Consider the following 24138-nt stretch of genomic DNA (forward strand, 5'->3'; position numbering starts at 1 on the left):
CACACAGAAATTACTGCCGACGTAAGAAAAGACATGATTGTAATTCCCGCGATTGATTTAAAAGACGGCCAATGCGTGCGCCTGCGCCAGGGCGAGATGGATGACGCCACTGTATTTTCCGATGATCCCCTGGCGACAGCCCAGCATTGGGTGAACGAGGGAGCCAAGCGGCTGCACTTGGTGGACCTGAATGGTGCCTTCGCCGGTAACCCGGTGAACGGTGAAGCGGTAACTGCTATCGCCAAACAGTTTCCCGATTTACCGGTGCAAATTGGCGGAGGCATTCGCGATTTGCACACTATCGAGCGTTATCTGGATGCCGGTGTGCAGTGGGGGATTATCGGCACTGCGGCGGTAAAAAATCCCAAGCTGGTGGAAGAGGCGTGTCGCGAGTTCGAGGGCCATATTATTGTCGGGCTCGATGCCAAAGATGGCTTGGTAGCTACCGAGGGCTGGGCTGAGGTCTCCGAGCTGAAGGCCACAGAACTGGCCAAGCGCTTTGCCGATTGTGGTGTCAGCTCTATTGTTTATACAGATATAGCCTGCGACGGCATGATGCAAGGCGTCAATATTGAGGCGACCCTGGAAATGGCCCGCGCAGTGCAGGTGCCTATTATTGCCTCTGGCGGTGTCAGCAGCATTGAGGACATTGAACAGCTGTTGGATGCCGGTGAAATCTACGGTGCGATTACCGGCCGGGCGATCTACGAAGACAAGTTGAACCTGCGCGAAGCGCAGCAGCTTTGCGACCAACGGAACAAATAATGGCTCTGGCGAAACGTATTATTCCCTGTCTGGATGTGGACAACGGCCGCGTGGTGAAAGGTGTTAACTTTGTCGATATCCGCGATGCCGGCGACCCGGTGGAAATTGCCCGCCGCTACAACGAAGCGGGCGCGGATGAAGTCACTTTCCTCGATATCACCGCCACCCATGAGCAGCGCGATACCATCCTGCACACCGTGGAGAAAATGGCCCACGAGGTGTTTATCCCCCTCACTGTCGGCGGCGGTGTGCGCACCTTGCAAGATATCCGCAATCTGCTGAATGCCGGTGCGGACAAGACTGCAATTAATTCAGCGGCGGTGAAAAATCCCGAGTTTGTACGCGAGGCCGCCGAACGCTTTGGCAGCCAGTGTATTGTGGTGGCCATTGATGCCAAACAGGTGGGAGAGGGCCGCTGGGAGATCTTCACTCATGGCGGGCGCCAGCCCACTGGCATTGATACAGTGGCCTGGGCCCGGCAGATGGCCGAATACGGTGCCGGCGAAATCCTGCTGACCAGTATGGATCGCGACGGCACCAAGAACGGTTTTGACCTGGCCCTGACCCGGGCAGTTACCGAGGCGGTTCAAGTGCCAGTCATTGCTTCCGGTGGTGTGGGAGATCTACAGCACCTGGCGGATGGCGTATTGCACGGCGGTGCGGATGCGGTATTGGCTGCGAGTATCTTCCACTTTGGCGAGTACACCATTGCTGAGGCGAAAGCGTTTATGCACAGCGCTGGGATTGAAATGCGCTTGTAGGTCGGTGTAGGTCTTGCACGGCGGGCCCTGGGCCCGCCGCACTCTGCTACTGCTGTTCGTCTGCGCGGGCAAGGCGCTCGCGTAAACCCCTGTCCCTGTGAGCGTAGAGATTGAGGCCCTTGAGTACATTGAGGGCTTCGAAGATTTGATTGTCACGATCCATCCAGTCTTCCCGTTCTTCCTGTTCTCTCGAGCGGTCTTCAGAAGTCCGGTCGGCACCACCGTTACCGTTGTCCAGATGCCCTGCCAAATCCGCTTCAGTGGGTCTGGGAGAGTCGTCCAAGCGGGTGACTTTCACCCGCTCTACCACGATATCCGGTGTGATGCCCTGGGCCTGGATTGAGCGGCCATTGGGAGTGAAGTAGAGCGCGGTTGTCAGCTTGATGGCGCGCTCATTATTGATAGGGATTACCGTTTGGACCGAGCCCTTGCCGAAGCTGTCGGTGCCCATCACCACTGCGCGGCGGTGGTCCTGTAGGGCGCCGGCGACAATTTCTGCTGCAGAGGCGGAGCCCGCGTTGATTAATACAACTAGCGGAGCGCCTTCGGTTAAATCGCCCGGCTCGGCGGAATAGCTCAGGTTGGCGGCTTCATTGCGACCTTCGGTGTAGACCACCAGGCCCTCTTCCAAAAATGCATCCGCTACTTCCACCGAGGATTGCAGCACGCCACCGGGGTTATTGCGCAGGTCGATAACCAGCCCTTTCAGTGCGCCTTTCTTCTGCAACTTGATCAGCTCGTCGGCCACATCGGCGCCGGTGTCCAGCTGGAACTGGCTGATGCGCAGATAACCGTAGCCATCGTCGAGGACTTTGCTGCGCACACTGCGCACGCGCACGGTGTCCCGCTTGAGAGTGACATCGAAAGGTTCTTTAAATCCTTTGCGAGCGATGGTCAGAGTGACACTGCTTCCTTTGGGCCCGCGCATCCACTCCACCGCTTCATCCAGGCTCACGCCCTTCATGGATTTGCCAGACAAGCGCAGTATGACATCGCCGGCCTTGAGGCCAGCGCGGGAGGCGGGGGTGTCGTCCATGGGGGTGACGACGGTGATATGGTCGTTTTCAATGCCCACTTCGATCCCGAGGCCGGCAAACTCACCGGTGGTGTTGGCTTGTAAATCGTCAAAGGAGCGGCGATCAAGGTAGGAGGAGTGCGGGTCTAGGCCTTGCAGCATGCCCTTGATGGCGTATTCCAACAGGGTGCGGTCGTCCACTTCCTCGATATAGCCCTGGCGAATTTGCTCGAAAACTTTGGCAAAGCTGCGCAGATCTTCCAGCGGCAGGCGGGCTTCAGTGTCTGCAGCCACCTGGGAATGGCTATCGCCGTCGGTCAAACCCATTAAAGGCAGGGCTGTCAGAGCGGCTGCGCCGATCAAGGTTGTCAGCGCCTTGGGGATAAACATGTTGTTGTGACCTCTGCCTTATTTCTTCGCTGCTTTGCGAAAGTGTAGACCGCAGAGATTGGCAGGGATTCTAAGCGGACGCCAAATTCTACAGTGTCACGATCTTAGTCGTCATAAGCCCAGGGGTCTTACACCTGGGTTGGCTCCCGCTCTTATTCTCTTTTGGCGATAAAAAAGCCGCTACTCCGCAGCTTTTCGTCGTGGTGCTTTCTCATTTAATTAGCACAGCGGCGGGAGTCGTGAGATGAAGTGGAGAGCATTAGGCGGGTGTGTAATCCCGATCGCTGTGATTTGCGAGGGGTCACTATAACGGGTGCGTGGAAAATGCCCGGGATTTTACGCCTCGTGTTATGCCCTCTGTGCCAGCTCTGATCAGGAGCGGCACCAAACTGTGGGGTCCTGCGCTTTACCCCGGTGGCGAATTTCGAAGTAAACACCGCTATGGCTGAGTCCACCGCTATTGCCAACCCGAGCGATGGTGTCACCACTTTCCACCCACTCGCCAATATTGCGGGTGAGGGACTGGTTGTGGGCGTAGAGGCTCATGTACTCCTCACCGTGATCCAGGATAACCAGCATGCCGTGGCCGCGCAGGTAATCGGAGAAAACCACGCGGCCGCGGTGGATTGCCCGCACCGGCTCCCCTTCATTGGCGCGCAAGGTGACACCTTTCCAGGTGATGCCATTGGCGCGGCGCTGTCCATAGGCATTGGCGCGGCGGCCATCAACAGGCCACTGCATCTTGCCCCGCTGGCGCGCAAAGGGTTTTTGCTCGCTGGGGTTTACCAGTGAGGCGATGGCGCGGCCTACTTCGTCGATCAATTTTTGCAGGCGTGTGCGATCCCCTTGGAGCTGCTTGAGTTCACCGCTGCCATCGGAGAGCCGCGCCGCCAGTTTATCCAGCGTGTCCTTGCGATTCTGCTGTGCGATGCGCAGTTTGCTCTGGCGTTTCTGCAGCTGCTCTCGCTCCGCTTTCAAGGTTCCGCGCTCGCGCTCAATGGAGGCGGATACGGTTTCCAGTGAGGTGAGGGTTTCCAGGTAAGTGTCTATGATGCGGCTGCGTTCTTGGAGGAAGTAATCGTGGTAGCGGAGATGGCGGGCGACGTTCTGTGGATCTTGCTGGTTGAGCAGGAGCTTGATCTGCTCCTGTCGGCCTAGTCGGTATGCGGCGGCGATCTCCTGCTCGACCCGCCGCTGCATACTTCGTCGCGACTCTTGCAGTTGCTGTTGTTCCTGCTGGAGTTCGCGCAGCTTGTCCGAGCGGCTGCGCATATCCTGTTTGATCTTGTCTATGCGCTGGTGCAGCCCGGAAATATCTTTCTCGTTCTCTTCCAAATCCTTGAGCAATTGGTCGCGCTGGCCTCGCACCTGGTTGAGTTCCTGTTGAAGGGACTCAATGCGTTGCTTGATTTGCGCCAGGCGCGCCTGCTCATCTCCCTCTGCCTGGCTCCAGGCGGGTAGGGAAATCAGTGTGATCAGGAAGAGTACGAGAGTTTTCATCAGTCCATTTTTACCAAACTTTGGCCGGTCATTTCCGTCGGCTGTGGCAGATCCATCAACGCTAACATGGTTGGTGCTACATCCGCCAGACTACCTCCGTCACACATTTGCACATTGCGCTTGCCGATATAAACAAAAGGCACCGGCAGAGTGGAGTGCTGGGTGCTGACCTGGCCGGAGTTGGCGTCGAACATCTCTTCCACATTGCCGTGGTCAGCAGTAATCAGCACCTCGCCGCCGGCAGCCAGAGCGGCGTTTACGACGCGCTCTACACACTGGTCCAGGGCTTCGACGGCTTTTACTGCCGCCTCGAAAACACCGGTATGGCCGACCATATCGCCGTTGGCGTAGTTGCAGATAATGGCGTCGTACTCGCCGCTCTCAATCGCCGCTACCAGTTTGTCAGTGACAATTGGCGCATTCATTTCCGGTTGCAGATCGTAGGTGGCCACATCCGGTGACTTGATCAGTTCGCGGGTTTCGCCGTTGTAGGGCTCTTCGCGGCCGCCGCTGAAGAAGAAGGTAACGTGGGCGTACTTCTCTGTCTCGGCGATGCGCAGCTGGGTTTTGCCCTCTGCAGACAAGTACTCGCCGAGGGAGTTGACCAGGTTTTCTGGCGGGAAGGCACAGCTGGCGTGGATATCGGCAGCGTATTCGGTCGTCATGACGAAGTCCGCCAGCTGCGGCTTGGCTTTGCGCTCGAAGCCGCTGAAGTCCCGCTCGGTAAAAGCGCGGGTTAACTGGCGCGCGCGATCCGGGCGGAAATTCATAAAGATAAGGGCATCGCCGTCTTGGATGGGAGCGGGCTCGCCAATCACCGTTGGCGCGACAAATTCATCGTTTTCATCGCGCTCATAGGCCGAGGCCAGTCCTGCCAGGGCGTCACTGGCACTGTGCTCTGCTGTACCCAGGGTCAGCATGTCGTAAACGGACTCGGTGCGCTCCCAGCGCTGGTCGCGATCCATGGCGAAGTAGCGCCCGGCCAGGGTAGCCATATGGGCATTGCCGACGGAGTCACACACCTGCATCAGGCGCGCTAGGGAGGGTTCGGCACTGCGCGGTGGGGTGTCGCGGCCATCGAGAAATGCGTGTACATAAATAGCGCGGGCGCCGCGCTGTGCCGCCAGGGTTATCATGGCGACAATATGATCTTCGTGGCTGTGTACGCCGCCTTCGGACAGGAGTCCCATAATATGGACGGCGCCGTTGTTGGCGATAGCCTTATCGACCGCAGTGGTATAAGCGGTATTGCGGAAGAAGTCGCCGTCCTGGATGGCTTTATTGATCCGGGTGAAGTTCTGGTAGACCACTCGACCGGCGCCCAGTGTCATATGGCCGACTTCCGAGTTGCCCATTTGTCCATCGGGCAGGCCCACCGCCATCCCGGATGTCTGGATCAGGGTTTTTGGGCGGGTCGCCCAGATATTGTCCCAAACCGGAGACTTTGCTGCGTGAATCGCATTGTGCTCGGGATTGTCGCTGTGGCCGAAGCCGTCCAGAATCAGCAGGACCAGGGGGCGTTTTTGCGGGGCTTGCGTAGCGGCCATAGCGACAGTATTCCTCTTCCAAGGGTTAAATTGCGGACGCGGATTTTAACCTGTGGGGCTGGTATTTCACCATGTTATTTAGCCTAAGCCGGATTACAAAGAGGCTGGGGCGGAGGGATTTGGTTGATTAGAATTTCGCCATGATCGTGTATACTCCCGCCGGCATTGGGCGCCGTAGCGCCCTATTGATTACCACTTGAGGATTTTGGGGGCGAAGTGGATTTTCTCGACTTTTTAGCTGAGCAGTGGCTGTTGGTCGGCCTGCTTGTGGCATTGCTTTACGCATTTGTTTTGACTGAGCGATTCAAGTCTGGCGAGCCGGCATCACTTCATGAAGTGACCAAGCTGATCAATAGCGACGGAGCCAAGGTGCTGGATATTCGCGATCGCAGCGAGTTCACTGCCGGTCATATTGTCGACTCCCTGCATATTCCCCACGGGGATGTGGCTGAGCGCATTGCCGAGCTGGAACCGTTTAAAGACAAGACCATTATTGTCGCTGACAAGATGGGGCAGCACGCAGGTCCGGTGGGGCGCATGCTGAAACAGAAAGGTTTCCAAGTGCGTCGCCTGCAGGGCGGGATGAGCGAGTGGGCTAACCAGAACCTGCCTGTCGTTAAAGGCAAAGGTTAACCTGAAGTATAAGTTTGACGGAGTTTTGTCATGCAGAATGTTGTCATTTATACCACCCGTTTCTGCCCCTACTGTATTCGCGCCAAGCAGCTGCTGGATAGCAAGGGTGTCGCTTATCGCGAAATTCCTGTGGACAATAACCCCGGTTTGCGCGCAGAAATGGCTGACAAGGCGGGGCGCCGCTCGGTGCCACAGATCTGGATTGGCGATAAACATGTAGGTGGTTGCGACGACCTGATGGCGTTGGAGCGCGGTGGTCAGCTCGACAAATTGCTGAAAGCAGCGGGATAAGTGGAAAACTGACGCGACCGCCAACATGTGGTCCCCAATTTTTGCTATTTATCCGGTTCGGGCCTTGAAACGTTTTGGCGAGGCCCCAACTGTTGGGTTATTACCGGAGCCTTTCTCAGGGAAGGCATCAATAAACTTTTTATAATGAACAGGCTGTAACATGGCTGAAGAATTAAATGGCGCAGCGGCAAACGCAGAGGCTCCACAAGTACAATTTGCGATGCAACGCATCTACCTGAAAGACCTCTCCTTTGAAACCCCGATGGGTGCTGAGGTCTTTAAAAAGCAGTGGAAGCCCCAGGTTAATCAAGAACTCAACACCAAGACTGCGAAGATCGACGAAGATCTGTACGAAGTAGCTCTGACCCTGACTATCACCGTAAAGCTGGAAGAAGACACTGCTTTCCTGGTAGAGGTAAAACAAGCTGGCTTGTTCGGTATCAAAGGTCTAGAGGGTCAACAGCTGGCTCAGGCCCTGAACACTGCATGCCCACAGATCCTGTTCCCCTATGCCCGTGAAGTGATCGATAACGCTGTAGTTAAAGGTTCTTTCCCGGCACTGATGTTGCCGCCGGTGAACTTTGATGCGCTGTTTGCTAATGCCCTTGAAAAGGCACAGAAAGAAGCAGAAGGCGCTAAAGCGAATGCCTAATTCGCTTTAGCGCAGCTGGCACGATAGAAAGGTCCCTTACGGGGCCTTTTTTTATATCTGTGATCTCCCCGGGGATAGCTTCCGTTTTTACTGACTGTCCCTTCGCAACCGCAGTACAAACCTGGAGCCGCTTATGCAGTGGGATCTGTCAAACCCATTTATTACCAAAGTGACGGTTGGGGCCGAACATGTGGATGGTCTGAGTCACGCCAACAATGCGGAATATGTGCGCTGGTGTGAGGCTACCGCCTGGGCTCACAGCGCCGTCCTGGGGCTGGATGTCACGAATTATCAGCAGCTTGACCGGGGAATGGCAATTCGTCATGGCGAGTATGACTATATACTGGCGGCCAGAGAGGGGGAGGAATTGCTGTTTGGCACCTGGCTCACTGAGGTGGATGGGCGTCTGAATATGACTCGCCGCTTTCAGGTGTTTCGCGCCGCCGATAAGGCATTGGTATTGCGGGCCGAATGGCGGATGGTGTGCATTGAGCTTTCCACTGGCAAGCCAAAACGTATGCCGGCGATCTTCAAGGAAATTTACAGTCCGGCAGTAACTGCCCCGGAGGCTGAAAAAAATGAGTGAAGAGTTTGTATCCCTGACCAACAATTCAGGGGCGCTTAAGGACAAGACCATCTTTATCACTGGTGCCAGTCGTGGTATCGGCCGGGCGATTGCCCTTAAGTGCGCGGCAGATGGTGCCAATATTGTGATTGCCGCTAAATCGGCAGAACCTCATCCCAAGTTGCCTGGAACTATCTTCTCGGTGGCGGAGGAAGTTGAGAAAGCTGGTGGTAGTGCACTGGCCCTGCAGGTAGATGTACGCGATGAGCAGCGAGTCGAGCAGGCTATGTCGGAGGCTGCCGAAAAATTTGGCGGCATCGATGCTGTGATTAATAATGCGGGTGCGATCAACCTGACCAATGTTGAGTCGACACCACCGAAGCGCTATGACCTGATGCAGAGTATCAATAGTCGCGCGGTGTATCTCACCGCCCACTTGGCGACTCCCTATCTGAAAAAAGCTGACAACGCTCATATTCTCAGCCTGTGTCCACCACTGAATATCCAGCCCAAGTGGCTGGGGCCCTTCGCCCCCTACGCCCTGTCAAAGTTTGGCATGACCATTCTCAGCTTGGGGTTGGCAGAAGAGCTGCGAGAGGCGGGGATTAGTGTAAACACCTTGTGGCCGCGCACACTGGTGGCCACTGCTGCGATTGAGTTTGCAGTGGGTAGTCGCGATATGTTTGAGCAGAGCCGCAAGCCCTCAATTATGGCCGATGCGGCCTATGAGATACTGACGACTAAAGATGTTGCCTTGAGTGGTCGCCAGCTAATCGATGAAGAGCTGTTGGCAGAGCGCGGTGTGAAGGATTTCACCGGTTATGCCCACAATCCAGCCAATGCAGACAATTTAACCAAGGATTTATTTCTCGACTGACGCTGGCAGGGGGTATTTGTGAGCAGCGACAGCAAATTATTTAAAGACGCTCTCGGTGAAATGGGAGACGTTAAACCGCTGGCGCAGGAGCGCCGCGTCAATTTGCGCAAGGAGCCGAAGCAATCTGAGTCTATGTTGCGGGAGCGCCGTGCCGCTGCCACGCGCCTGACAGAGCGGGAAATGAACCCCCTGTCCGGTGAATATATCGATTTGGTAGAGCCCTGGGATCCGTTGGAGTTCAAGCGCGATGGTGTGCAAAACGGGGTCTATCGCAATTTGCGCCTGGGCAAATACAGCATAGATGCGCGCCTGGATTTACATCGCCATTCTGTGGAGATGGCGCGCAGGGCCGTAATGGAATTTATCCGTGATTGTGTTGAAGCGGATGTGCGCTGTGCCCTGATTACCCACGGTAAGGGTGAGGGGCGAAAACAACCGGCGTTATTGAAAAGCTGTATCAATCACTGGTTGCCGCAACTGCACGAAGTACTGGCTTTTCACAGTGCTCAACCCCAACACGGTGGCTTGGGAGCAACTTATCTGCTGCTGAGGAAGAGTGAGCGTAAAAGGCAGGAGAATCTGGAGATACATCAAAGGCGACGCTAAGTGCGCTTTTTAACTTTTCTGTCACTTATGCAAATTAAGATACGCCGCTGAGGCTTTCCCCTCAAGGATGTTTTTTACAGACTCCTAAAGCTTATCTTTTTGATTCTTCTTGATTGTGATGTTGGGCGACCTTAGAGGTCGCCTTTTTTATAGGGCTGTGCCTGTCGGTAGCTGCGGTCTACTTGTTCAAACTCAATTCGGGCGCTGCCATCGGTACTGCTGATCATCATTTTGGTGCCTACGATAACTATCAAATCAGATTTCCTCAGGGCATTGAGGTAATCGATCTCTAATTCATCACTGGGCTGGGCGCCACCCATACGCGCAATAGCGGGAATTCGCTCCCAGGTGAATGCTCCGTTGCTAGTGAGAGAAAATCGACCGAGGTAGGGATTGGTACCACTATTGCCCCTGACGTAACCAAAACGGTCGCATTTAAAGAAGGGTCTATCTCGCCAAAACCTGCTCCAGCTTAAGGTTGAGTCATAGGTGCGCCCGGAGTAGTACAAGCTTGATAGCACCCACTCATGATCGCAGGCAGATGATGCTGATCGCTGTAGTTGGGGAATGGGGGGATTGGGGGTGCTGCAGCCTGCAAGTACCAGGTTGCATAAGACAATACTCAGCAGTAAGTGAAAAGCACGACGTGGCATGATGTCGTTCTCATTGTTTTTGCGACATTTAACCTAAAAATTTACAGGTCTTCTGTGGCGGCGTTCAAGGTCCGGCCTTTACGTATTCTATATAGATATCACCGGAGGGGTCACGCAGTATCAAACGGCTACCGCGTGATTTAGTAAAAGCCTGTCGAGTGGCGGCGAGGGCGCTGAGGTAGGCATGCTCTTGCCGCAACAACGGCTCGGGGCCGCCCATCTTGGTGGAGACGAAGCTGGAGGTATCCCACAGTAGCTGTCCGTTATCGGTTACCTGCATTTCACCTCGGTAGGTGTTTATACCACTCCTCCCCATAACATTACCTTGGAGATTGCAGACAAAGGTAAAGTCAGTCGGTCTCTGGATATCGACTACTCCACCTTTGACGCGTAGGCGCACCAGCTGCCACTTCTTGCCACAGACCGCACCCATGCTACCTGAGGATTGGACAACTTGGGCCTCTTCGATTTGATTTGTTAGGCATCCGCCGACAACTAGTAGGGCTCCCAGAAGCCATATTTGCACCAACCTACTCATCGACGAGTAACTCCCAAACACAGACCCTTCTCCAGCCCACACCCAAGCTAGCCGCTTTCTGGCTTTCACAAAAGCTTAGTTGTTGGCTGCAGTGACGAGACGACAGCAGTGACAAGCTATGCTTGTACTGATGTAAAAAAATAGTATTTGGCCATCGATTAAAGGACGGTCGTCGATATGATTAGACGCACCAAGATTGTTGCCACCCTGGGTCCAGCTACCGATAAAGAAGAAACGCTTCGGCAGTTAATCAAAGCCGGTGTGGATATGGTTCGCCTGAATTTCTCTCATGGAAAAATTGATGACCACCGGCGCAGAGCGAAATTCATCCGTGAGGAGGCCGAACGTCAGTGCCGACATATTGCCTTGCTGGGAGATTTACAGGGACCAAAAATTCGTGTCGGGAAATTCACTGATGGGCGTATATACCTGCGCAAAGGTGAAGAATTTATTTTGGACCCGGACTGGGATAAAGAAAGTGGCTGTCCTGAAGGTGTCTGGGTTGATTATGAAGCGCTCGCAGAAGACTGTAATGAGGGAGACTGCCTGTTACTGGATGACGGCCGGTTGCGTTTGCGAATCAAAAAAATTATTGGACTGTCATTAAAAACGGAAGTTGAAAATGGTGGCTGGTTATCGGATAGAAAAGGAATAAACAAACAAGGTGGAGGTCTTACTGCGCCAGCACTGACAGAAAAAGACCATTGCGATATTAAGGTCGCCGCAGAATTGCAGGTAGATTATTTAGCTGTTTCATTTCCTCGCGATGCTCGTGACATTCACAAAGCGAGAAAGTTACTCAGAGAGGCGGGCGGCACTGCACATATTATTGCCAAAATTGAAAGGGCTGAAGCGGTATCCAATGATGCTCGCCTGGAAAAACTTATCTTAGCAAGTGATGCCATTATGGTCGCACGTGGAGATCTTGCTGTAGAGATAGGTGATGCAGAATTAATGGGAGTACAAAAACATTTAATCAGTTATGCCCGTTATCTCAATCGGGTAGTTATTACGGCGACACAAATGATGGAGTCGATGATTTCAAGCCCTGTGCCTACTAGAGCGGAAGTCTGCGATGTGGCCAATGCAGTACTGGATGGTACTGATGCGGTAATGTTATCTGCTGAGACGGCGGCAGGTGAATATCCTATTGAAACCGTTAAGCATATGGCTGAAGTTATTCTTGGAGCAGAAAAACATCGGAAAATTTATTCCACGCCGGAAAGCCTGCGCGGTGATTATCCTGCGGGTGATGCATGTATTGCCATGGCCGCTATGATCATAGCGAATCATTGCCGTGAAATTAAAGCCATTATTTGCCAGACAGAAACTGGAAATACCGCGCTATTAATGTCGAGAGTTTGTGCATTAATTCCTATCTACGCTTTTTGTCGGCATCAAAAGTGCTGCAATCGTGTAGCCCTCTATAGCGGTGTTGACCCCGTATTAATGGATGTCTCCAATATGGACGGCCCCTTAAGGGATCAAAAGGCAATCTCTTATTTACAGGACAAAGAGCTGCTAATATCTGGAGATTTTGTGCTGATATCTCGAGGTTATCAACAAGACATTGGTGGCCACACCGATACCCTGCGTATTGTCCGAGTGCCCTGATATGTGTTGCTAAGTATCAAAGTTTGATTGTAATAATAAGCTACCCCGCACGGACACACCTTACCAACACTTTGGTTTCTAACTCCTGCTCAACACAGTGAAATTTTTGACCATCAAGGGTTAATGACTTTGGGCCTCCCTGGGGCGCGGTTGTCGAACAACCGGCAACTCCTGTCGCCAGGGCCACGGCAAGCAGAATAAGTAACATTTTCTGCACCGCAGTTACCTCTTCGAGTGGTTTGAGGAAAGTAATCCCGAATAACTTGTTTATTTAGGGTAGAGGTAATAGCTGTCATTGAGATGTATTGGACGCCAATTTGTTAAAAGTGGCGACAGTGAGCATTGAGTAGGAGGCTGATTATAAGGAAGGTTGTACAGAGGTTAGCGACTAACTACCCCCGCTGCATCTTCTAATGGTTTGCTACAGCGGGGGTAGTTGCCTAGTAGATCTTGGAGTTAGCGTCTACCGCGATGATGCCCTCCACGATGATGTCCACCGCGAACGCGATAGTGGCCTCTATGGCTCCGGTAGCCGGCGCGGTGATAGCTTCTATAGCCTCGGTGGTGGGCCCGATAGCGAGCGTGAGACGACCGCGGATAATAGAAACGGTTGTAGTAAGGCATTCCGCGATAGTAATAGCGAGCCCGGTAACGAGGGTGGCCGCGGAATGATGCGGATCGGTAGTAGGCGTAGCCGCCGCCGTAATAGTAAGTATTCACCGGGGTGTAACCAACGGTCTGGTAAACCGGTGTTCTATAGGAGGCTAGATAGACATTACTCGAAGCGTAATAGTTGGGCGTGGCATAGGGATAAGCGTAGGAGGAGGTGTAAGCGACTTGCCCTCCACTTGGTCCACCGTAGCTGGTATAAGTGGCGTAGTAACCATCGGTGGCACAGGCGCCCAGGGCTAGGGCTGTGCACACCGTGGCGGTGAGAATCACCGTTCTTACAGCTCTATTCATAGTGCTTTCTCCGGTAAGTGGAATTTCCCCCCGGAGAGGCCCGGCAGGGGCCAAGCCCCTTAGGCGCGCCAACTAGGCGAGCACAGAATCTCAGGTTTAGTAAGGTCTTGCGCGTGGCGGTGGATCGACAATTTGATACTGGGTATTTACAACCGCAGGCGGTCTCAGGCGATAAAAGTTGCCGTCCCAGTAGAAGTTACAGTGCTGCATATTGTGACAAGTGCCATCCGGGTGGCAGTGGGCATAGCGACCACGCAGGTTGTAATACGTCTTGTTGTAATAAGGACTGTAACCGTAATAACTGGCGGAGCAATCGTTGCCTCCGCAGGGATAGCCGGATGTTCCATTACAGGCCGACAGAGCCAGTCCTGCTGCGATGGCGAGCGCACAACCTGAGCCTCGCAGCAATCTAGTGGGCAGCGGTTTCATCAAGACCTCCACACCTATTGGCGGGTAACACTTCTACATTCAGCCTAGCATTTTTGGCGCGCAAATCATCACGAGGCAAAGTAAATGTTCTAGCAAAGCTGAATACCGAGGCAGGTCTGTATTGGTTGATGGAAACTGTTCAGTTTCAATTTGATAGACCCACTTGTTCGGAGTCAAAAAAGGTAAGGTCGGCAGGCGGGTGAAACCACTAAAAATTCGCACATTGTGAGAAAAATGGTTCTCTCGCAATGTGCGAATCAAGTCATGAAGGCTCTTTAACCTAGTGACTGCTGGGCAGGAGATTGGGGTCTATTGAATCTAAGTAGGCGCCGCTGCTCAGCAACTGCTTTGCCTCTTCAATATCCGGGGCAAAGTAGCGGTCCTTGTCATAGAAAGGTACTTGGGCGCGAAGTTTTGACTTGGCTGCCTCCAGTTTTTCCGTGGATTTTAAAGGAGCGCGGAAATCCAGTCCCTGGCAGGCAGCGAGTAGCTCCACCGCCAGGATGCCACAGGTATTGTCGGCCATATCCCGCAGGCGACGGCCGGCAAAGGTGGCCATGGATACATGGTCTTCCTGGTTGGCGGAGGTGGGCAGTGAGTCCACGCAGGCAGGGTGCGCCATGGATTTGTTTTCACTGGCAAGCGCCGCTGAGGTGACCTGGGCGATCATAAAGCCGGAGTTCACCCCGCCATTTTCCACCAGGAAGGGAGGCAGGCCGGATAGGTTGCTGTCGATCAACAGCGCCATACGACGCTCGGATAGGGAGCCGATTTCTGCCAATGCCAGCGCCAGGTTGTCGGCGACCATAGCAACAGGCTCCGCGTGGAAGTTACCGCCGGAAATAATGTCGGAGTTATCTGGATTTTCCTCGTCGGTAAATACCAGCGGGTTATCGGAAACACCATTTGACTCGGCCAACAATACTTCGGCAGCGAAGCGCATCTGCTGCAGACAGGCACCCATTACCTGGGGCTGACAGCGCAGGGAGTAGGGGTCCTGCACTTTTTCACAGAACTGGTGGGAATCACCGATCTGGCTGGTTTTACCGAGCAGGTCCCGATAAATTGCCGCTACGTCGCGCTGAGCCTGTTGGCCGCGGGCGTTGTGAATACGATCATCGAAGGGGCGACGTGAGCCCTTGGCGGCTTCCAGGGTAATAGCACCGGTTACCAGGGCGCCGGCGAATAAGTCTTCACTGGCGAACAGGCCGAGCAGGGCAAAGGCGGTAGAAGCCTGGGTGCCGTTTAGCAGGGCGAGGCCCTCTTTGGGGGCCAGGGTAATGGGCTCTAGTCCCGCAGCTTTGAGGCCTTCGTGAGCACTCTTGCGCTCGCCCTTGATAAATACTTCCCCTTCACCGAGAAGTACCACGCTCATATGAGCCAGCGGCGCCAAATCGCCAGAAGCGCCGACAGAACCTTTCTCAGGGATAGCAGGGTAGACACTGGCATTGACCAGTTGCATTAAAGCTTCGATGACCTGCGGGCGCACACCGGAGAAGCCGCGCGCGAGCGAGTTGATTTTCAACACCATCAGCAGGCGCACGGTGGCTTCACTCATAAAGTTGCCGGTACCGGCGGCATGGCTCAGTACAATAGCGCGCTGCAGGTTTTCCAGGTCGTGCTTTTCAATGCGAGTGTTGGCCAATAAGCCAAAACCGGTATTAATTCCGTAAACCGTGCGTCCCTCGGTAATAACCTGGGCAACAGTGTGGGCAGAGGTTTCAATAGCGGGATAGGCGCTTTTCGCCAGGGACAGCTGCACCGACTCGCGGGCTACACGGCGCAGTTGCGCAAGGCTCAATTGACCGGGATCGATTTCCAATTGATACATAAATTCATTCACCAAAAAATATTTACTGCTTAGCAGGCTGTTGAAAAACAGCCTGCGCGGGCGGTGCGAAAGCGCCTGCCGCAAAATCAAGCACTGCAATTGCTTGATTTGAGTGCCCATCTTTGTGGACATGTACCGCAAAGATGGCTTGAAAAAGTCGCTTGTAGGCTTTTTCAACACCCTGTTAGGCGCCGGCGGCGCAGCCCGATAAAAATTATTCGGGCTGTAAAAGATTTCCGCCGGCGGTATTTTTATTGCGGTAAAAAATCAGTCGTTCAGCATGGGCAGGTCCAAGCCTTGCTCTTTTGCACATTTTTTTGCGATCTCGTAACCGGCATCGGCGTGGCGCATTACGCCGGTGGCGGGATCATTCCAGAGAACCCGTTCGATACGTTTGCGCGCAGCTTCGGTACCGTCACAGACAATGACCACACCAGAGTGCTGGGAGAAGCCCATGCCTACGCCACCACCGTGATGCAGGGATACCCAGGTAGCGCCGGAGGCAGTGTTCAGCAGGGCATTCATCAGCGGCCAGTCGGAGACAGCGTCGGAACCATCTATCATGGCTTCAGTTTCGCGGTTGGGGCTGGCTACAGAGCCGCTGTCGAGGTGGTCGCGGCCGATCACTACCGGTGCTTCCAATTCGCCGTTGGCTACCATCTCGTTAAATGCCAGTGCCAGGCGCGCGCGATCTTTCAGGCCCACCCAGCAAATACGTGCGGGCAGTCCCTGGAAATGAATCCGCTCGCGGGCCATATCGAGCCAGTTGTGCAGTTGCGGATTGTCGGGAATTAGTTCCTTAACCTTGGCATCGGTCTTGTAGATATCTTCCGGGTTGCCGGACAGGGCCGCCCAGCGGAAAGGACCGACACCTTCGCAGAACAGAGGGCGAATATAAGCGGGTACAAAACCGGGGAAATCGAAGGCATTTTCCACACCTTCCTCGAGAGCCATCTGGCGAATATTGTTGCCGTAGTCGAGGGTTGCGGCGCCGCGCTTTTGCAGCTCCAGCATGGCTTCAACCTGAACCGCCATAGACTGTTTGGCTGCCTTTACTACTGCGGCTTCATCTTTCTTGCGCATCTCCGCAGCGTATTCCATGGTCCAGCCCTGGGGCAGGTAGCCATTTAAAGGATCGTGAGCGGAAGTCTGGTCGGTAACCGAATCTGGCAGAATATTGCGCTTTACAATTTCCGGGAAAATATCTGCTGCGTTGCCCAGCAGGCCAACGGAAATGGCTTCGCCTTTTTCCATCGTGGCTTCAATCATTTGCAGGGCTTCGTCGAGGCTGGTGGCTTTTTTGTCTACATAGCCAGTGCGCAGACGGAAATCGATACGGGTTTCGTCGCACTCTACTGCGATCATGCTGAAACCGGCCATCGTCGCCGCCAGTGGCTGAGCGCCACCCATGCCGCCGAGGCCACCGGTAAGAATCCATTTGCCTTTCGCTTCGCCATTAAAGTGTTTGCGTGCGACGGCGGCAAAGGTTTCATAGGTGCCCTGGACGATGCCTTGGGAGCCGATATAAATCCAAGAGCCGGCAGTCATCTGGCCGTACATGGCCAGGCCTTTTTTATCCAGCTCGTTAAAGTGTTCCCAGTTGGCCCAGTGGGGTACCAGGTTGGAGTTGGCAATTAATACCCGGGGTGCATCGGCGTGGGTTTTAAAGACTCCGACAGGCTTGCCGGACTGCACCAGCAGGGTTTCGTCGTCTTCCAGGCGCTTCAGCACTTCGACAATCTTGTCGTAGCACTCCCAATCCCGTGCGGCGCGGCCGATACCACCGTACACCACCAGGTCCTCCGGGCGTTCAGCTACCTCGGCGTCCAGGTTGTTCATCAACATGCGCAGGGGAGCTTCGGTGAGCCAGCTTTTGGCATTGAGCTCACTGCCGCGAGGCGCGCGGATTTTGCGGCTGGGATCGTGGCGTTTGTCGGTAGACATAGCTTCCTCGTCAATTTTTCTCGTAAAAAAATTCACACGTCCCGGATTTGATTGTTTCTTTTCCCAGGGCGCGCGGGATAAATCAATAACTAGAATCTCAGTTGTGCACCGAGGCGGTATCGATTGCCTGGGTGAACCAGGCGCGCGAAGCTCACGGTGCCGGCACTGCATTTAGTGCGCCGCCAAACCTGGAGGCACGCATCTCCGGGGGCAATTTCCAGAGCGTGGGCGATAGCGGCTTCCGCAGCTATGGCCTCGACGGTTGTATCGGCCTCGGTCAGCGGTGCGACTTTGGAAAGATAGGCGTTGGGGGTGGTGTGGGCGAAGTCCTGGTCCAGGTAATCTGGAGCCAAGGCTGGGTTGGTAAACCGCTCTTCCCACTGCACCGGCAAGCCGTTGTCACAGTGCACAATAATGGAGTGAAACACTTTTGCCTGTTCGGGCACTTCCAATGCCAGGGCTACATCGGCGCTGGCGACACAGGGCTGAGCTAACAGAATGCGGTTGCTGTAACTGTGCCCCCGGGCCGAGATCTCGTCGGCGATATTGCGCACTTCCAACAGTGAGCTGGCGGGCACCGGCTCGGCGACAAAAGTACCCAGCCCCTGGGAGCGCATCAGAACGCGCTCATCGGTTAACTCGGTGAGTGCCCGCCTTGCGGTCATCCGGCTCACACTGAATTGCTGTGCCAGTTGGTTCTCCGAGGGCACCTGGGAGTGAATTGGCCACTCGCCAGACTCAATTTGTTGGCGGATATGGCGCTTGATGGCCGCGTATCGGGGTTCACTTGCAGTATTCATAGACTCAGGTACAGTGCTTTCTTGGCTTGTATATTGTTGTATATACAAGAATAGTTACGGCTACTATGGTTTCCCTGCTGCGGGCTGTCAAGTCGAAGAGGGGAGCTGTATCCTGCCCGTTACTGGTTTGTCGGTCATCGGGCCGAGCATCTATGGTTTAAAAGGAAAAGCGTGCCGCTAAAAGCTTATGTCAGAACGCTGTGATTTGCTGATTACCAATTTGAATGCCGCCACAATGGACCCATCCATTGCCGGTGGTTACGGTGTTATCGAGGATGCTGCAATTGCGGTAACCAAAGGTCGGATCGTTTGGATTGGTCCCCGCCGGGATCTGCCCGAGTGCACCCCAGACCGCATTGTTGATGGCGAAGGTCAATGGGCAACTCCGGGCCTGATCGATTGCCACACGCATCTCGTATATGGAGGTCATCGCGCAGGGGAGTTTGCCCGTCGCCTGGGGGGAGAGAGTTACGAAGAAGTGGCTCGCTCTGGCGGGGGTATTATTTCTACGGTGCGGGCGACAAGGGGTGCCAGTGCCGAGAACCTGTATAAGTTGGCTGAGCCCCGTCTGCACGCCCTGATGGCCGAAGGCGTTACAACCGTGGAAATTAAATCCGGTTATGGCCTGGACCTGGATACTGAACTAAAGCAATTGCGCACCGCGAGACGTTTGGCGCAACACAACTCAGTGGAAATAGTAACGACCTGTCTGGCAGCACACGCTCTGCCACCGGAATACGACGGTCGTGCCGATGAATATATCGACCTTATTTGCGAGCAGATATTGCCCGCTGTAGCCCGCGAGCAGTTGGCTGATGCTGTGGATATGTTTTGCGAGACGATAGGCTTTACTGTCGACCAGTGCCAGAGAGTTATCGATGCAGCGAAAAAACTGGACCTGCCAGTAAAAGTGCACGCCGAGCAGTTGGCGCGTACAGGGGCTACTGAAATGGCGGCAAAGTCCGGGGCATTATCGGTAGATCATATTGAATATATCAGTGATGCCGATGTACTGGCGATGGCGGAAAGCGGCACCGTGGCAGTGCTTCTACCAGGAGCTTTCTACACTCTGCACGAAACCCAGGTTCCGCCTATTGAAAAGTTACGCGAGGCAGGAGTTTGTATGGCATTGGCAACAGACCTTAATCCCGGGAGTTGTCCAATCGCTTCCCTGCGTTTGATGATGAACATGGGTTGTCAGCTGTTTGGCTTAACTCCGGCAGAAGCTCTCGCAGGTGTTACCCGTGCAGCCGCTCGGGCATTGGGTTTGTGCTGTTCTCGCGGTGTACTGCGCGAGGGGCTGCGAGCAGATATTGTTCTTTGGCCGATGGATACCCCGGATCAGCTCGCTTATGAAGTGGGTGCTCTAAAGCCTGCAAAAATTTTCTTGGGAGGTCGCGATGTTACAACTTGCTGATATGCAATTATGGAGCGGTCGCACTGATTCTGAGGATGGGCGAGCGGGTGAGCGTTGGCACCAGCGGATTTCTCCTTTGCAGTTAGATGATGCTCCTGGCCTCACAATTCTAGGTTTTGCTTCAGATGAAGGGGTACGCCGAAATAAAGGGCGAATCGGTGCAGCGAAAGGTCCGAGAATCCTGCGTCTGGCTATGGCTAACCTGCCGGCCACTTTCGATGCGCCCTTATACGATGCGGGTAACGTCAGAGTCGAACGGGAAGACTTGGAGTCTGCCCAATCGCTATTGGGTGCCCGTATCAATGAGTTGCTCGGTGCCGGTCACTTTCCTCTGGTATTGGGAGGCGGCCATGAAATTGCTTTTGGCAGTTATCAGGGGATTGCCCGCTGGATGCGCGAGCATCACCGCGAGAGCAGTCTGGGTATTATCAATTTTGATGCGCATTTGGATTTACGCACACCTGCGCCAAAGGGGTCATCGGGTACGCCATTTTTCCAGATTGCGGAGCAGTGCAGGATAAATGGTCGCGAATTTAATTATCTCTGTGTAGGTGCGGCGGATAACGCCAACACACCTGCTCTCTACCAGAGAGCTGATGAGCTGGGTGCCCAGGTTATTCGGGATCGTGAAATCAGTAGTTGGAATCTGAATACGGTTCAGGCGCGAATCCGCGACTTTATTGAGAAGGTGGATTTTGTCTATCTGACGGTATGTCTGGATGTATTGCCGGCGGCAGTAATGCCAGCGGTGAGTGCCCCCTCTGGCAGGGGGGTTTCCATGGAGTTTTTGGAAGTCTTGCTGGATACCGTTTTGGAATCCAATAAAGTTTGTTTGGCGGATGTCGCTGAATTTAATCCTTATTTCGATATTGAGGATCATGGTGCGCGTACCGCGGCCCGCCTGGGATTTCAAATTGCAAATCGTGCGGCCAGAAAAATCCCCTGAGTATTTTTAATAATACAGCGCGGCCACTATGGCTTTGGAGGTCGCGTTAACTTCAGTATTAGAAACCGCTATTTTAATCTTTATCCACAACCGTAAGTGACTGGCAGAAAGCTCCGCTTTTGCAGTTGATATGATCAAAGATCTTGAAATCAATCACTTAAAAACCCTGGAAATACTATTCAGGGTTGAAAGTATCTCCCTTGCCGCAGAGCATCTGCAGGTTTCGCAGCAAGCTGTCAGTTTGCAGCTGAAGAAGATTAGAAAAATAGTTGGGGATGATCTATTTGTGCGTACAGGGCATGGGATGGCTCCCACCAGTTATGCAAAATTTATAGAGCCACAGATTCGACAGGTGCTGACGTTACTCAGTGAGATTCCTGTCCCGGGCTCACTTGACTCAAGCCAGACTTCCCGGACCCTGGTGATTTCTGCAACAGATTACGCGCAAAAAGTGGTTGTTGCCGAATTGATCCAAAGGGTCAAGCAATATGCGCCGAAAGTGAAATTTATTGTCACTAATATTGAAAGCGTCTCGCTCACCCAGAAAATGCATCAGGGAGAAATTGACTTAGCTTTCACATCAACGGGGTATGTGCCTGATGGAATTAATACACAGGTGCTCTTTAATGAGCGTTATGTCTGTGTATCGGCTAATCCTATGTATAGTTTAGATGAGTTGGTCCCTATTGATCAGTTGATGCAATCTGATTTTGTTATTACATCGCCAGGGGTTGGAGGCTTGCGAGGTTCAGCCGATCGTTGGCTAGAGGGGCAAGGTCTAAAAAGAGAGATTGTTGTTTCGGCGCCCTCTTTTTATATAGCTCAGGAGTTCTTGAAAAGGACGGATACCCTGGCCTTTATTCCCTCTAGGTTGATGCCTTGTGAGGGCTTGGTGGAAATTACCTTGGACAAGTATCCACCTGGCTACGAAGTTGTAGCCGCCTTTCATCCCCGAGTGGAAAATGATCCATTGGTAAGTTGGATTCTCAATGATCTGCACCAACGGTTTTCTAAGTCAATGGCTTCCTGATTGTATCCGTAACAAGCTTTACTCCATAGCTTTGGCAAAGCTGCCTTTCTACTATGATTTTTTCAAAAGCTAGAAAGCGTACAGGTCTGTTATGAGTATTCTGAATATTAATCCTTCTTCACTTTATGATGGCAGTTCTTCCTGCCTATCCCACGCCCGAGTCGATACTAAAACAGGCTTGGTATTTGTATCGGGTCAGGTGGATTGGGATAGTAATTGTGAAGTTAAAAACATAGGGGTTGGTGCTCAGGCGGAAAGCGCCATGCAAAACTTATTGACAGTATTGGATGAGGCCGGATCGTCGGTAGAGAATCTTTTGCAGTTACGTATCTATGTGCGTGGAGAAGTTAGTGAGCATCTGGGGGAAATAGTCCCCGTGCTATCTAAATATTTGGGTACTACTCGCCCGGCAATCACGGGAGTGGGAGTCACATCCCTGGCGTCGCCAGAGACATTGATAGAAATTGAGGCAGTGGCTAAAACGCTGCTTTAAGTACCTGAATAAAAAAAGCCCCGCATTGCAGGGCTTTTAAGTTTTACTTGAGGTGTTCCCTAAGCTCGGAGCCTGCTTGATCAAGAGCATCCTGCACCGCGGGCACGTCACTCAGGGCATTTAGTAGGCCGTAGTCGTGAATCATGCCGTTATAGCGAACAGCGGTTACGGTCACACCAGCTTCGTTAAGTTTGCGGGCGTAAGCTTCCCCTTCATCTCTCAGCACATCCATCTCAGCAGTCTGCACCAGAGCGGGAGGCAAGCCGACCAACTGGGATTTGCTTGCGCGCAGAGGTGAAGCATAGATCTCGTTGCGCTGTTTGGGGTCGGTAGTGTAGTTATCCCAGAACCACTTCATCATATCCCGTGTCAGGAAGTGATCCTGGGCGAACTGCTTATAAGAAGCGTTGTTGAAGTTGGCATCGGTAACCGGCCAGAGCAGCAGTTGGAATTGCAGATCCGGTGTTCCTTTCTCTTTCGCCATCAAGGCAACCACGGCTGCCATATTGCCACCGACACTGTTACCGGCCACGGCAAGACGGGAGCCGTCGACACCGATCTTTTCGCCATTCTCCGCGACCCACTGGGTAGCCGCATAAGCCTGGTTAATTGCAGTCGGGTACTTGGCCTCTGGAGATGGGGTGTAATCCACATACACCGCAGCGGCGCCGGAGCGTTGAACCAGATCGCGGATCAAGCGTTCGTGGGTTGGGTAGTCACCCAAGACCCAGCCTCCGCCGTGGAAATACATAAAGGCGGGAATCTGGCCCCGGGTGTTTTTCGGTTTAACGATAGTCAGTTCCAGCTTTTCGCCATTAACCGTAATGGTTTTCTTGCTGACTTCAGCGGGCGGCAATTGCGTACCCTCTTGGGCTCCGACCAGGACGGCGCGGGCATCTTTTGGTGATAGTTGCTCAATGGGTTTGCCGCCACCTTGCGCCAGTGCTTGAAGGAACCCCTGGGTATTTTTCTCCACACCAGGGGAAATAGAAGCAGACGCAGAAGCCATACCAAGAGCAAAGAAAAGGGGTAGTGCCAGCTTGGAAATTTTTAAGCCATTCATAACGGATACCTTCAACTCTCTACCGGTTGCTTAAGCGGATATGTGCAGGCGCACATCAACATTGCCTCGGGTTGCATTGGAATAAGGGCAAACTTCTTCGTGAGCGGTGTTGGCAATTTTTTCTGCCGTCGCCTGATCCAGGCCAGGAAGATCGATGTAGAGGTCAATATCCAGACCGAACCCCTTACCCTGGGGACCGATTCCAACTTCAGCGCGCACAGTGGTTTCTTCCGGGACTTTTACTTTCTCTTTACCGGCGACAAACTTAAGAGCGCCAATAAAGCAGGCAGAGTAACCCGCAGCAAACAGTTGCTCTGGGTTGGTGCCATCGCCACCGGGGCCGCCAAGCTCTTTGGGAATACTGAGCTTTACGCTTAACTTTCCATCTGATGATTGAGCTTCGCCATCACGGCCGCCATTTGCGGTTGCTACTGCGGTGTAAACTGTTTGCATTACCTGTCCTCATTGATGTGTGTTTGTCTGTCAGAAGCCGCCTGGAATGGAGTCCAGTCCTTTTCCCGCTGGATTTATTGAGCTGGGGGTAGTAGTCCGGATTTCTAAGTCAGCTTCTAAACAGCGCGTCAGCTTGGACGCCAGATAAAGTTATTGCGATAACTATTATTGCGATAATTAAATGTTGCTATAAGGACGATAGCTATAACAAATGGAGCCAAAGCGGGGGCCCCGCTAATGGCGGGGCGATAAAAGAGGGGAAGATTAGGGGGTCGCTAAATATTGGCGAAGCGTCTCTATTTGCGTCTTTAGCGCCCGTGCAGACTGAGGATTCAAGCCACAGGCATTCAGCACTTGAGTGG

General features: G+C 53.5%; 26 protein-coding genes (1 of these 26 running past the window's edge). 13 read left to right on the forward strand and 13 right to left on the reverse strand.

The features are described from left to right. Positions 1–33: 33 nt before the first annotated feature. Both hisA and hisF read left to right on the forward strand, forming a co-directional pair. Complete coding sequence (gene hisA / locus ACJJIW_RS07220; RefSeq protein ID WP_444937010.1) at positions 34–765, forward strand: 1-(5-phosphoribosyl)-5-[(5-phosphoribosylamino)methylideneamino]imidazole-4-carboxamide isomerase; 732 nt, start codon at positions 34–36, stop codon at positions 763–765. After that, the gene (gene hisF, locus ACJJIW_RS07225) at positions 765–1526 is read left to right on the forward strand and encodes an imidazole glycerol phosphate synthase subunit HisF (protein ID WP_108734940.1); all 762 of its coding nucleotides are present in this window, start codon (positions 765–767) and stop codon (positions 1524–1526) included. Before hisA ends, hisF begins: the two co-directional genes overlap by 1 nt. A 46-nt stretch (positions 1527–1572) precedes the next feature. On the opposite strand, the gene ACJJIW_RS07230 is transcribed toward hisF, so the two are convergent. The 3 genes from ACJJIW_RS07230 to gpmI form a co-directional block, all read right to left on the reverse strand. After that, on the reverse strand, positions 1573–2931 hold the full coding sequence (locus tag ACJJIW_RS07230; RefSeq protein ID WP_413663753.1) for a S41 family peptidase: 1359 nt from the start codon (positions 2929–2931) through the stop codon (positions 1573–1575). 372 nt (positions 2932–3303) lie between these two features. Further along, positions 3304–4431 carry a murein hydrolase activator EnvC family protein gene (locus ACJJIW_RS07235; RefSeq protein WP_444937011.1) on the reverse strand — a complete coding sequence of 376 codons (1128 nt, stop codon included), beginning with the start codon at positions 4429–4431 and terminating at the stop codon, positions 3304–3306. Continuing rightward, positions 4431–5978 carry a 2,3-bisphosphoglycerate-independent phosphoglycerate mutase gene (gene gpmI, locus ACJJIW_RS07240; protein ID WP_444937012.1) on the reverse strand — a complete coding sequence of 516 codons (1548 nt, stop codon included), beginning with the start codon at positions 5976–5978 and terminating at the stop codon, positions 4431–4433. The genes ACJJIW_RS07235 and gpmI overlap by 1 nt, the downstream gene beginning before the upstream one ends. A gap of 216 nt (positions 5979–6194) precedes the next feature. On the opposite strand from gpmI, the gene ACJJIW_RS07245 reads away from it, so the two are divergent. The 6 genes from ACJJIW_RS07245 to smrA all read left to right on the forward strand — a co-directional run bounded on the left by ACJJIW_RS07245 (position 6195) and on the right by smrA (position 9602). Further along, positions 6195–6611, forward strand: coding sequence for a rhodanese-like domain-containing protein (locus ACJJIW_RS07245; protein ID WP_282930770.1), 417 nt, complete (start codon positions 6195–6197; stop codon positions 6609–6611). 30 nt (positions 6612–6641) lie between these two features. Then, positions 6642–6902: a glutaredoxin 3 gene (gene grxC / locus ACJJIW_RS07250; RefSeq protein ID WP_444892322.1), complete on the forward strand. Its 261-nt coding sequence runs from the start codon at positions 6642–6644 to the stop codon at positions 6900–6902. 160 nt (positions 6903–7062) lie between these two features. Continuing rightward, positions 7063–7554 (forward strand): protein-export chaperone SecB, encoded by a 492-nt coding sequence (gene secB, locus ACJJIW_RS07255; protein WP_444937013.1) that lies wholly within the window; start codon positions 7063–7065, stop codon positions 7552–7554. A 133-nt stretch (positions 7555–7687) separates the two neighbouring features. Continuing rightward, positions 7688–8140, forward strand: coding sequence for an acyl-CoA thioesterase (locus ACJJIW_RS07260; RefSeq protein WP_444937014.1), 453 nt, complete (start codon positions 7688–7690; stop codon positions 8138–8140). Beyond that, entirely contained in the window at positions 8133–8996 is an 864-nt protein-coding gene (locus ACJJIW_RS07265; protein WP_444937015.1) for an SDR family oxidoreductase, read from the forward strand. Before ACJJIW_RS07260 ends, ACJJIW_RS07265 begins: the two co-directional genes overlap by 8 nt. An 18-nt stretch (positions 8997–9014) precedes the next feature. After that, the gene (gene smrA / locus ACJJIW_RS07270; RefSeq protein ID WP_282930775.1) at positions 9015–9602 is read left to right on the forward strand and encodes a DNA endonuclease SmrA; all 588 of its coding nucleotides are present in this window, start codon (positions 9015–9017) and stop codon (positions 9600–9602) included. A 131-nt stretch (positions 9603–9733) separates the two neighbouring features. Here smrA and ACJJIW_RS07275 read toward each other — a convergent pair whose 3' ends face one another. Then, positions 9734–10255, reverse strand: coding sequence for an META domain-containing protein (locus ACJJIW_RS07275; RefSeq protein WP_444937016.1), 522 nt, complete (start codon positions 10253–10255; stop codon positions 9734–9736). Positions 10256–10319: 64 nt separating this feature from the next. Continuing rightward, positions 10320–10793, reverse strand: coding sequence for an META domain-containing protein (locus ACJJIW_RS07280; protein ID WP_444892316.1), 474 nt, complete (start codon positions 10791–10793; stop codon positions 10320–10322). A gap of 177 nt (positions 10794–10970) precedes the next feature. On the opposite strand from ACJJIW_RS07280, the gene pyk reads away from it, so the two are divergent. Next, positions 10971–12407, forward strand: coding sequence for a pyruvate kinase (gene pyk, locus ACJJIW_RS07285; protein WP_444937017.1), 1437 nt, complete (start codon positions 10971–10973; stop codon positions 12405–12407). 456 nt (positions 12408–12863) lie between these two features. Here pyk and ACJJIW_RS07290 read toward each other — a convergent pair whose 3' ends face one another. From ACJJIW_RS07290 to hutC, 5 genes are all read right to left on the reverse strand, one after another. After that, entirely contained in the window at positions 12864–13370 is a 507-nt protein-coding gene (locus ACJJIW_RS07290) for a hypothetical protein (protein ID WP_444892314.1), read from the reverse strand. A gap of 96 nt (positions 13371–13466) precedes the next feature. Next, positions 13467–13799 carry a hypothetical protein gene (locus ACJJIW_RS07295; protein WP_282930781.1) on the reverse strand — a complete coding sequence of 111 codons (333 nt, stop codon included), beginning with the start codon at positions 13797–13799 and terminating at the stop codon, positions 13467–13469. A gap of 280 nt (positions 13800–14079) precedes the next feature. Further along, a complete protein-coding gene (gene hutH, locus ACJJIW_RS07300; RefSeq protein ID WP_444892313.1) occupies positions 14080–15630 on the reverse strand; it encodes a histidine ammonia-lyase in 1551 nt (516 codons plus the stop codon). 267 nt (positions 15631–15897) lie between these two features. Then, positions 15898–17574, reverse strand: coding sequence for a urocanate hydratase (gene hutU, locus ACJJIW_RS07305; protein WP_444937018.1), 1677 nt, complete (start codon positions 17572–17574; stop codon positions 15898–15900). Between the two features lie 89 nt (positions 17575–17663). After that, positions 17664–18374, reverse strand: a complete 711-nt coding sequence (hutC, locus tag ACJJIW_RS07310; RefSeq protein ID WP_282930784.1) for a histidine utilization transcriptional repressor HutC — start codon at positions 18372–18374, stop codon at positions 17664–17666. Positions 18375–18561: 187 nt separating this feature from the next. On the opposite strand from hutC, the gene hutI reads away from it, so the two are divergent. From hutI to ACJJIW_RS07330, 4 genes are all read left to right on the forward strand, one after another. Then, a complete protein-coding gene (gene hutI / locus ACJJIW_RS07315) occupies positions 18562–19791 on the forward strand; it encodes an imidazolonepropionase (RefSeq protein WP_282930785.1) in 1230 nt (409 codons plus the stop codon). Continuing rightward, on the forward strand, positions 19775–20737 hold the full coding sequence (hutG, locus tag ACJJIW_RS07320; protein ID WP_444937019.1) for a formimidoylglutamase: 963 nt from the start codon (positions 19775–19777) through the stop codon (positions 20735–20737). The genes hutI and hutG overlap by 17 nt, the downstream gene beginning before the upstream one ends. 130 nt (positions 20738–20867) lie before the next feature. Beyond that, entirely contained in the window at positions 20868–21767 is a 900-nt protein-coding gene (locus tag ACJJIW_RS07325) for a LysR family transcriptional regulator (RefSeq protein WP_444937020.1), read from the forward strand. A 91-nt stretch (positions 21768–21858) separates the two neighbouring features. Then, complete coding sequence (locus ACJJIW_RS07330) at positions 21859–22260, forward strand: RidA family protein (protein WP_282930788.1); 402 nt, start codon at positions 21859–21861, stop codon at positions 22258–22260. 43 nt (positions 22261–22303) lie between these two features. Here the strand turns inward: ACJJIW_RS07330 and ACJJIW_RS07335 are convergent, their stop codons facing one another. From ACJJIW_RS07335 to ACJJIW_RS07345, 3 genes are all read right to left on the reverse strand, one after another. Then, positions 22304–23323, reverse strand: a complete 1020-nt coding sequence (locus tag ACJJIW_RS07335; RefSeq protein ID WP_444937021.1) for an alpha/beta hydrolase — start codon at positions 23321–23323, stop codon at positions 22304–22306. Between the two features lie 30 nt (positions 23324–23353). Beyond that, on the reverse strand, positions 23354–23776 hold the full coding sequence (locus ACJJIW_RS07340; RefSeq protein ID WP_282930790.1) for an organic hydroperoxide resistance protein: 423 nt from the start codon (positions 23774–23776) through the stop codon (positions 23354–23356). A gap of 264 nt (positions 23777–24040) precedes the next feature. Next, positions 24041–24138, reverse strand: partial view of a MarR family winged helix-turn-helix transcriptional regulator gene (locus ACJJIW_RS07345; protein ID WP_282930791.1) — the final stretch only. 346 nt of this gene lie beyond the right edge of the window; 98 of the gene's 444 nt are visible here — the last part of the coding sequence; its start codon lies beyond the right edge, outside the window; its stop codon occupies positions 24041–24043.

It is taken from the genome of Microbulbifer maximicatervae (SeqCode) (genome assembly GCF_052467815.1).

Excerpts from the sequence above, each read along its gene's own strand:
- hisA (WP_444937010.1), top strand. The coding sequence starts at position 34 with ATGATTGTAATTCCCGCGATTGATTTAAAAGACGGCCAATGCGTGCGC.
- hisF (WP_108734940.1), top strand. The coding sequence starts at position 765 with ATGGCTCTGGCGAAACGTATTATTCCCTGTCTGGATGTGGACAACGGC.
- ACJJIW_RS07230 (WP_413663753.1), bottom strand. The coding sequence starts at position 2,931 with ATGTTTATCCCCAAGGCGCTGACAACCTTGATCGGCGCAGCCGCTCTG.
- ACJJIW_RS07235 (WP_444937011.1), bottom strand. The coding sequence starts at position 4,431 with ATGAAAACTCTCGTACTCTTCCTGATCACACTGATTTCCCTACCCGCC.
- gpmI (WP_444937012.1), bottom strand. The coding sequence starts at position 5,978 with ATGGCCGCTACGCAAGCCCCGCAAAAACGCCCCCTGGTCCTGCTGATT.
- grxC (WP_444892322.1), top strand. The coding sequence starts at position 6,642 with ATGCAGAATGTTGTCATTTATACCACCCGTTTCTGCCCCTACTGTATT.
- secB (WP_444937013.1), top strand. The coding sequence starts at position 7,063 with ATGGCTGAAGAATTAAATGGCGCAGCGGCAAACGCAGAGGCTCCACAA.
- ACJJIW_RS07260 (WP_444937014.1), top strand. The coding sequence starts at position 7,688 with ATGCAGTGGGATCTGTCAAACCCATTTATTACCAAAGTGACGGTTGGG.
- ACJJIW_RS07265 (WP_444937015.1), top strand. The coding sequence starts at position 8,133 with ATGAGTGAAGAGTTTGTATCCCTGACCAACAATTCAGGGGCGCTTAAG.
- ACJJIW_RS07275 (WP_444937016.1), bottom strand. The coding sequence starts at position 10,255 with ATGCCACGTCGTGCTTTTCACTTACTGCTGAGTATTGTCTTATGCAAC.
- ACJJIW_RS07280 (WP_444892316.1), bottom strand. The coding sequence starts at position 10,793 with ATGAGTAGGTTGGTGCAAATATGGCTTCTGGGAGCCCTACTAGTTGTC.
- pyk (WP_444937017.1), top strand. The coding sequence starts at position 10,971 with ATGATTAGACGCACCAAGATTGTTGCCACCCTGGGTCCAGCTACCGAT.
- ACJJIW_RS07290 (WP_444892314.1), bottom strand. The coding sequence starts at position 13,370 with ATGAATAGAGCTGTAAGAACGGTGATTCTCACCGCCACGGTGTGCACA.
- ACJJIW_RS07295 (WP_282930781.1), bottom strand. The coding sequence starts at position 13,799 with ATGAAACCGCTGCCCACTAGATTGCTGCGAGGCTCAGGTTGTGCGCTC.
- hutH (WP_444892313.1), bottom strand. The coding sequence starts at position 15,630 with ATGTATCAATTGGAAATCGATCCCGGTCAATTGAGCCTTGCGCAACTG.
- hutU (WP_444937018.1), bottom strand. The coding sequence starts at position 17,574 with ATGTCTACCGACAAACGCCACGATCCCAGCCGCAAAATCCGCGCGCCT.
- hutC (WP_282930784.1), bottom strand. The coding sequence starts at position 18,374 with ATGAATACTGCAAGTGAACCCCGATACGCGGCCATCAAGCGCCATATC.
- hutI (WP_282930785.1), top strand. The coding sequence starts at position 18,562 with ATGTCAGAACGCTGTGATTTGCTGATTACCAATTTGAATGCCGCCACA.
- hutG (WP_444937019.1), top strand. The coding sequence starts at position 19,775 with ATGTTACAACTTGCTGATATGCAATTATGGAGCGGTCGCACTGATTCT.
- ACJJIW_RS07325 (WP_444937020.1), top strand. The coding sequence starts at position 20,868 with ATGATCAAAGATCTTGAAATCAATCACTTAAAAACCCTGGAAATACTA.
- ACJJIW_RS07330 (WP_282930788.1), top strand. The coding sequence starts at position 21,859 with ATGAGTATTCTGAATATTAATCCTTCTTCACTTTATGATGGCAGTTCT.
- ACJJIW_RS07335 (WP_444937021.1), bottom strand. The coding sequence starts at position 23,323 with ATGAATGGCTTAAAAATTTCCAAGCTGGCACTACCCCTTTTCTTTGCT.
- ACJJIW_RS07340 (WP_282930790.1), bottom strand. The coding sequence starts at position 23,776 with ATGCAAACAGTTTACACCGCAGTAGCAACCGCAAATGGCGGCCGTGAT.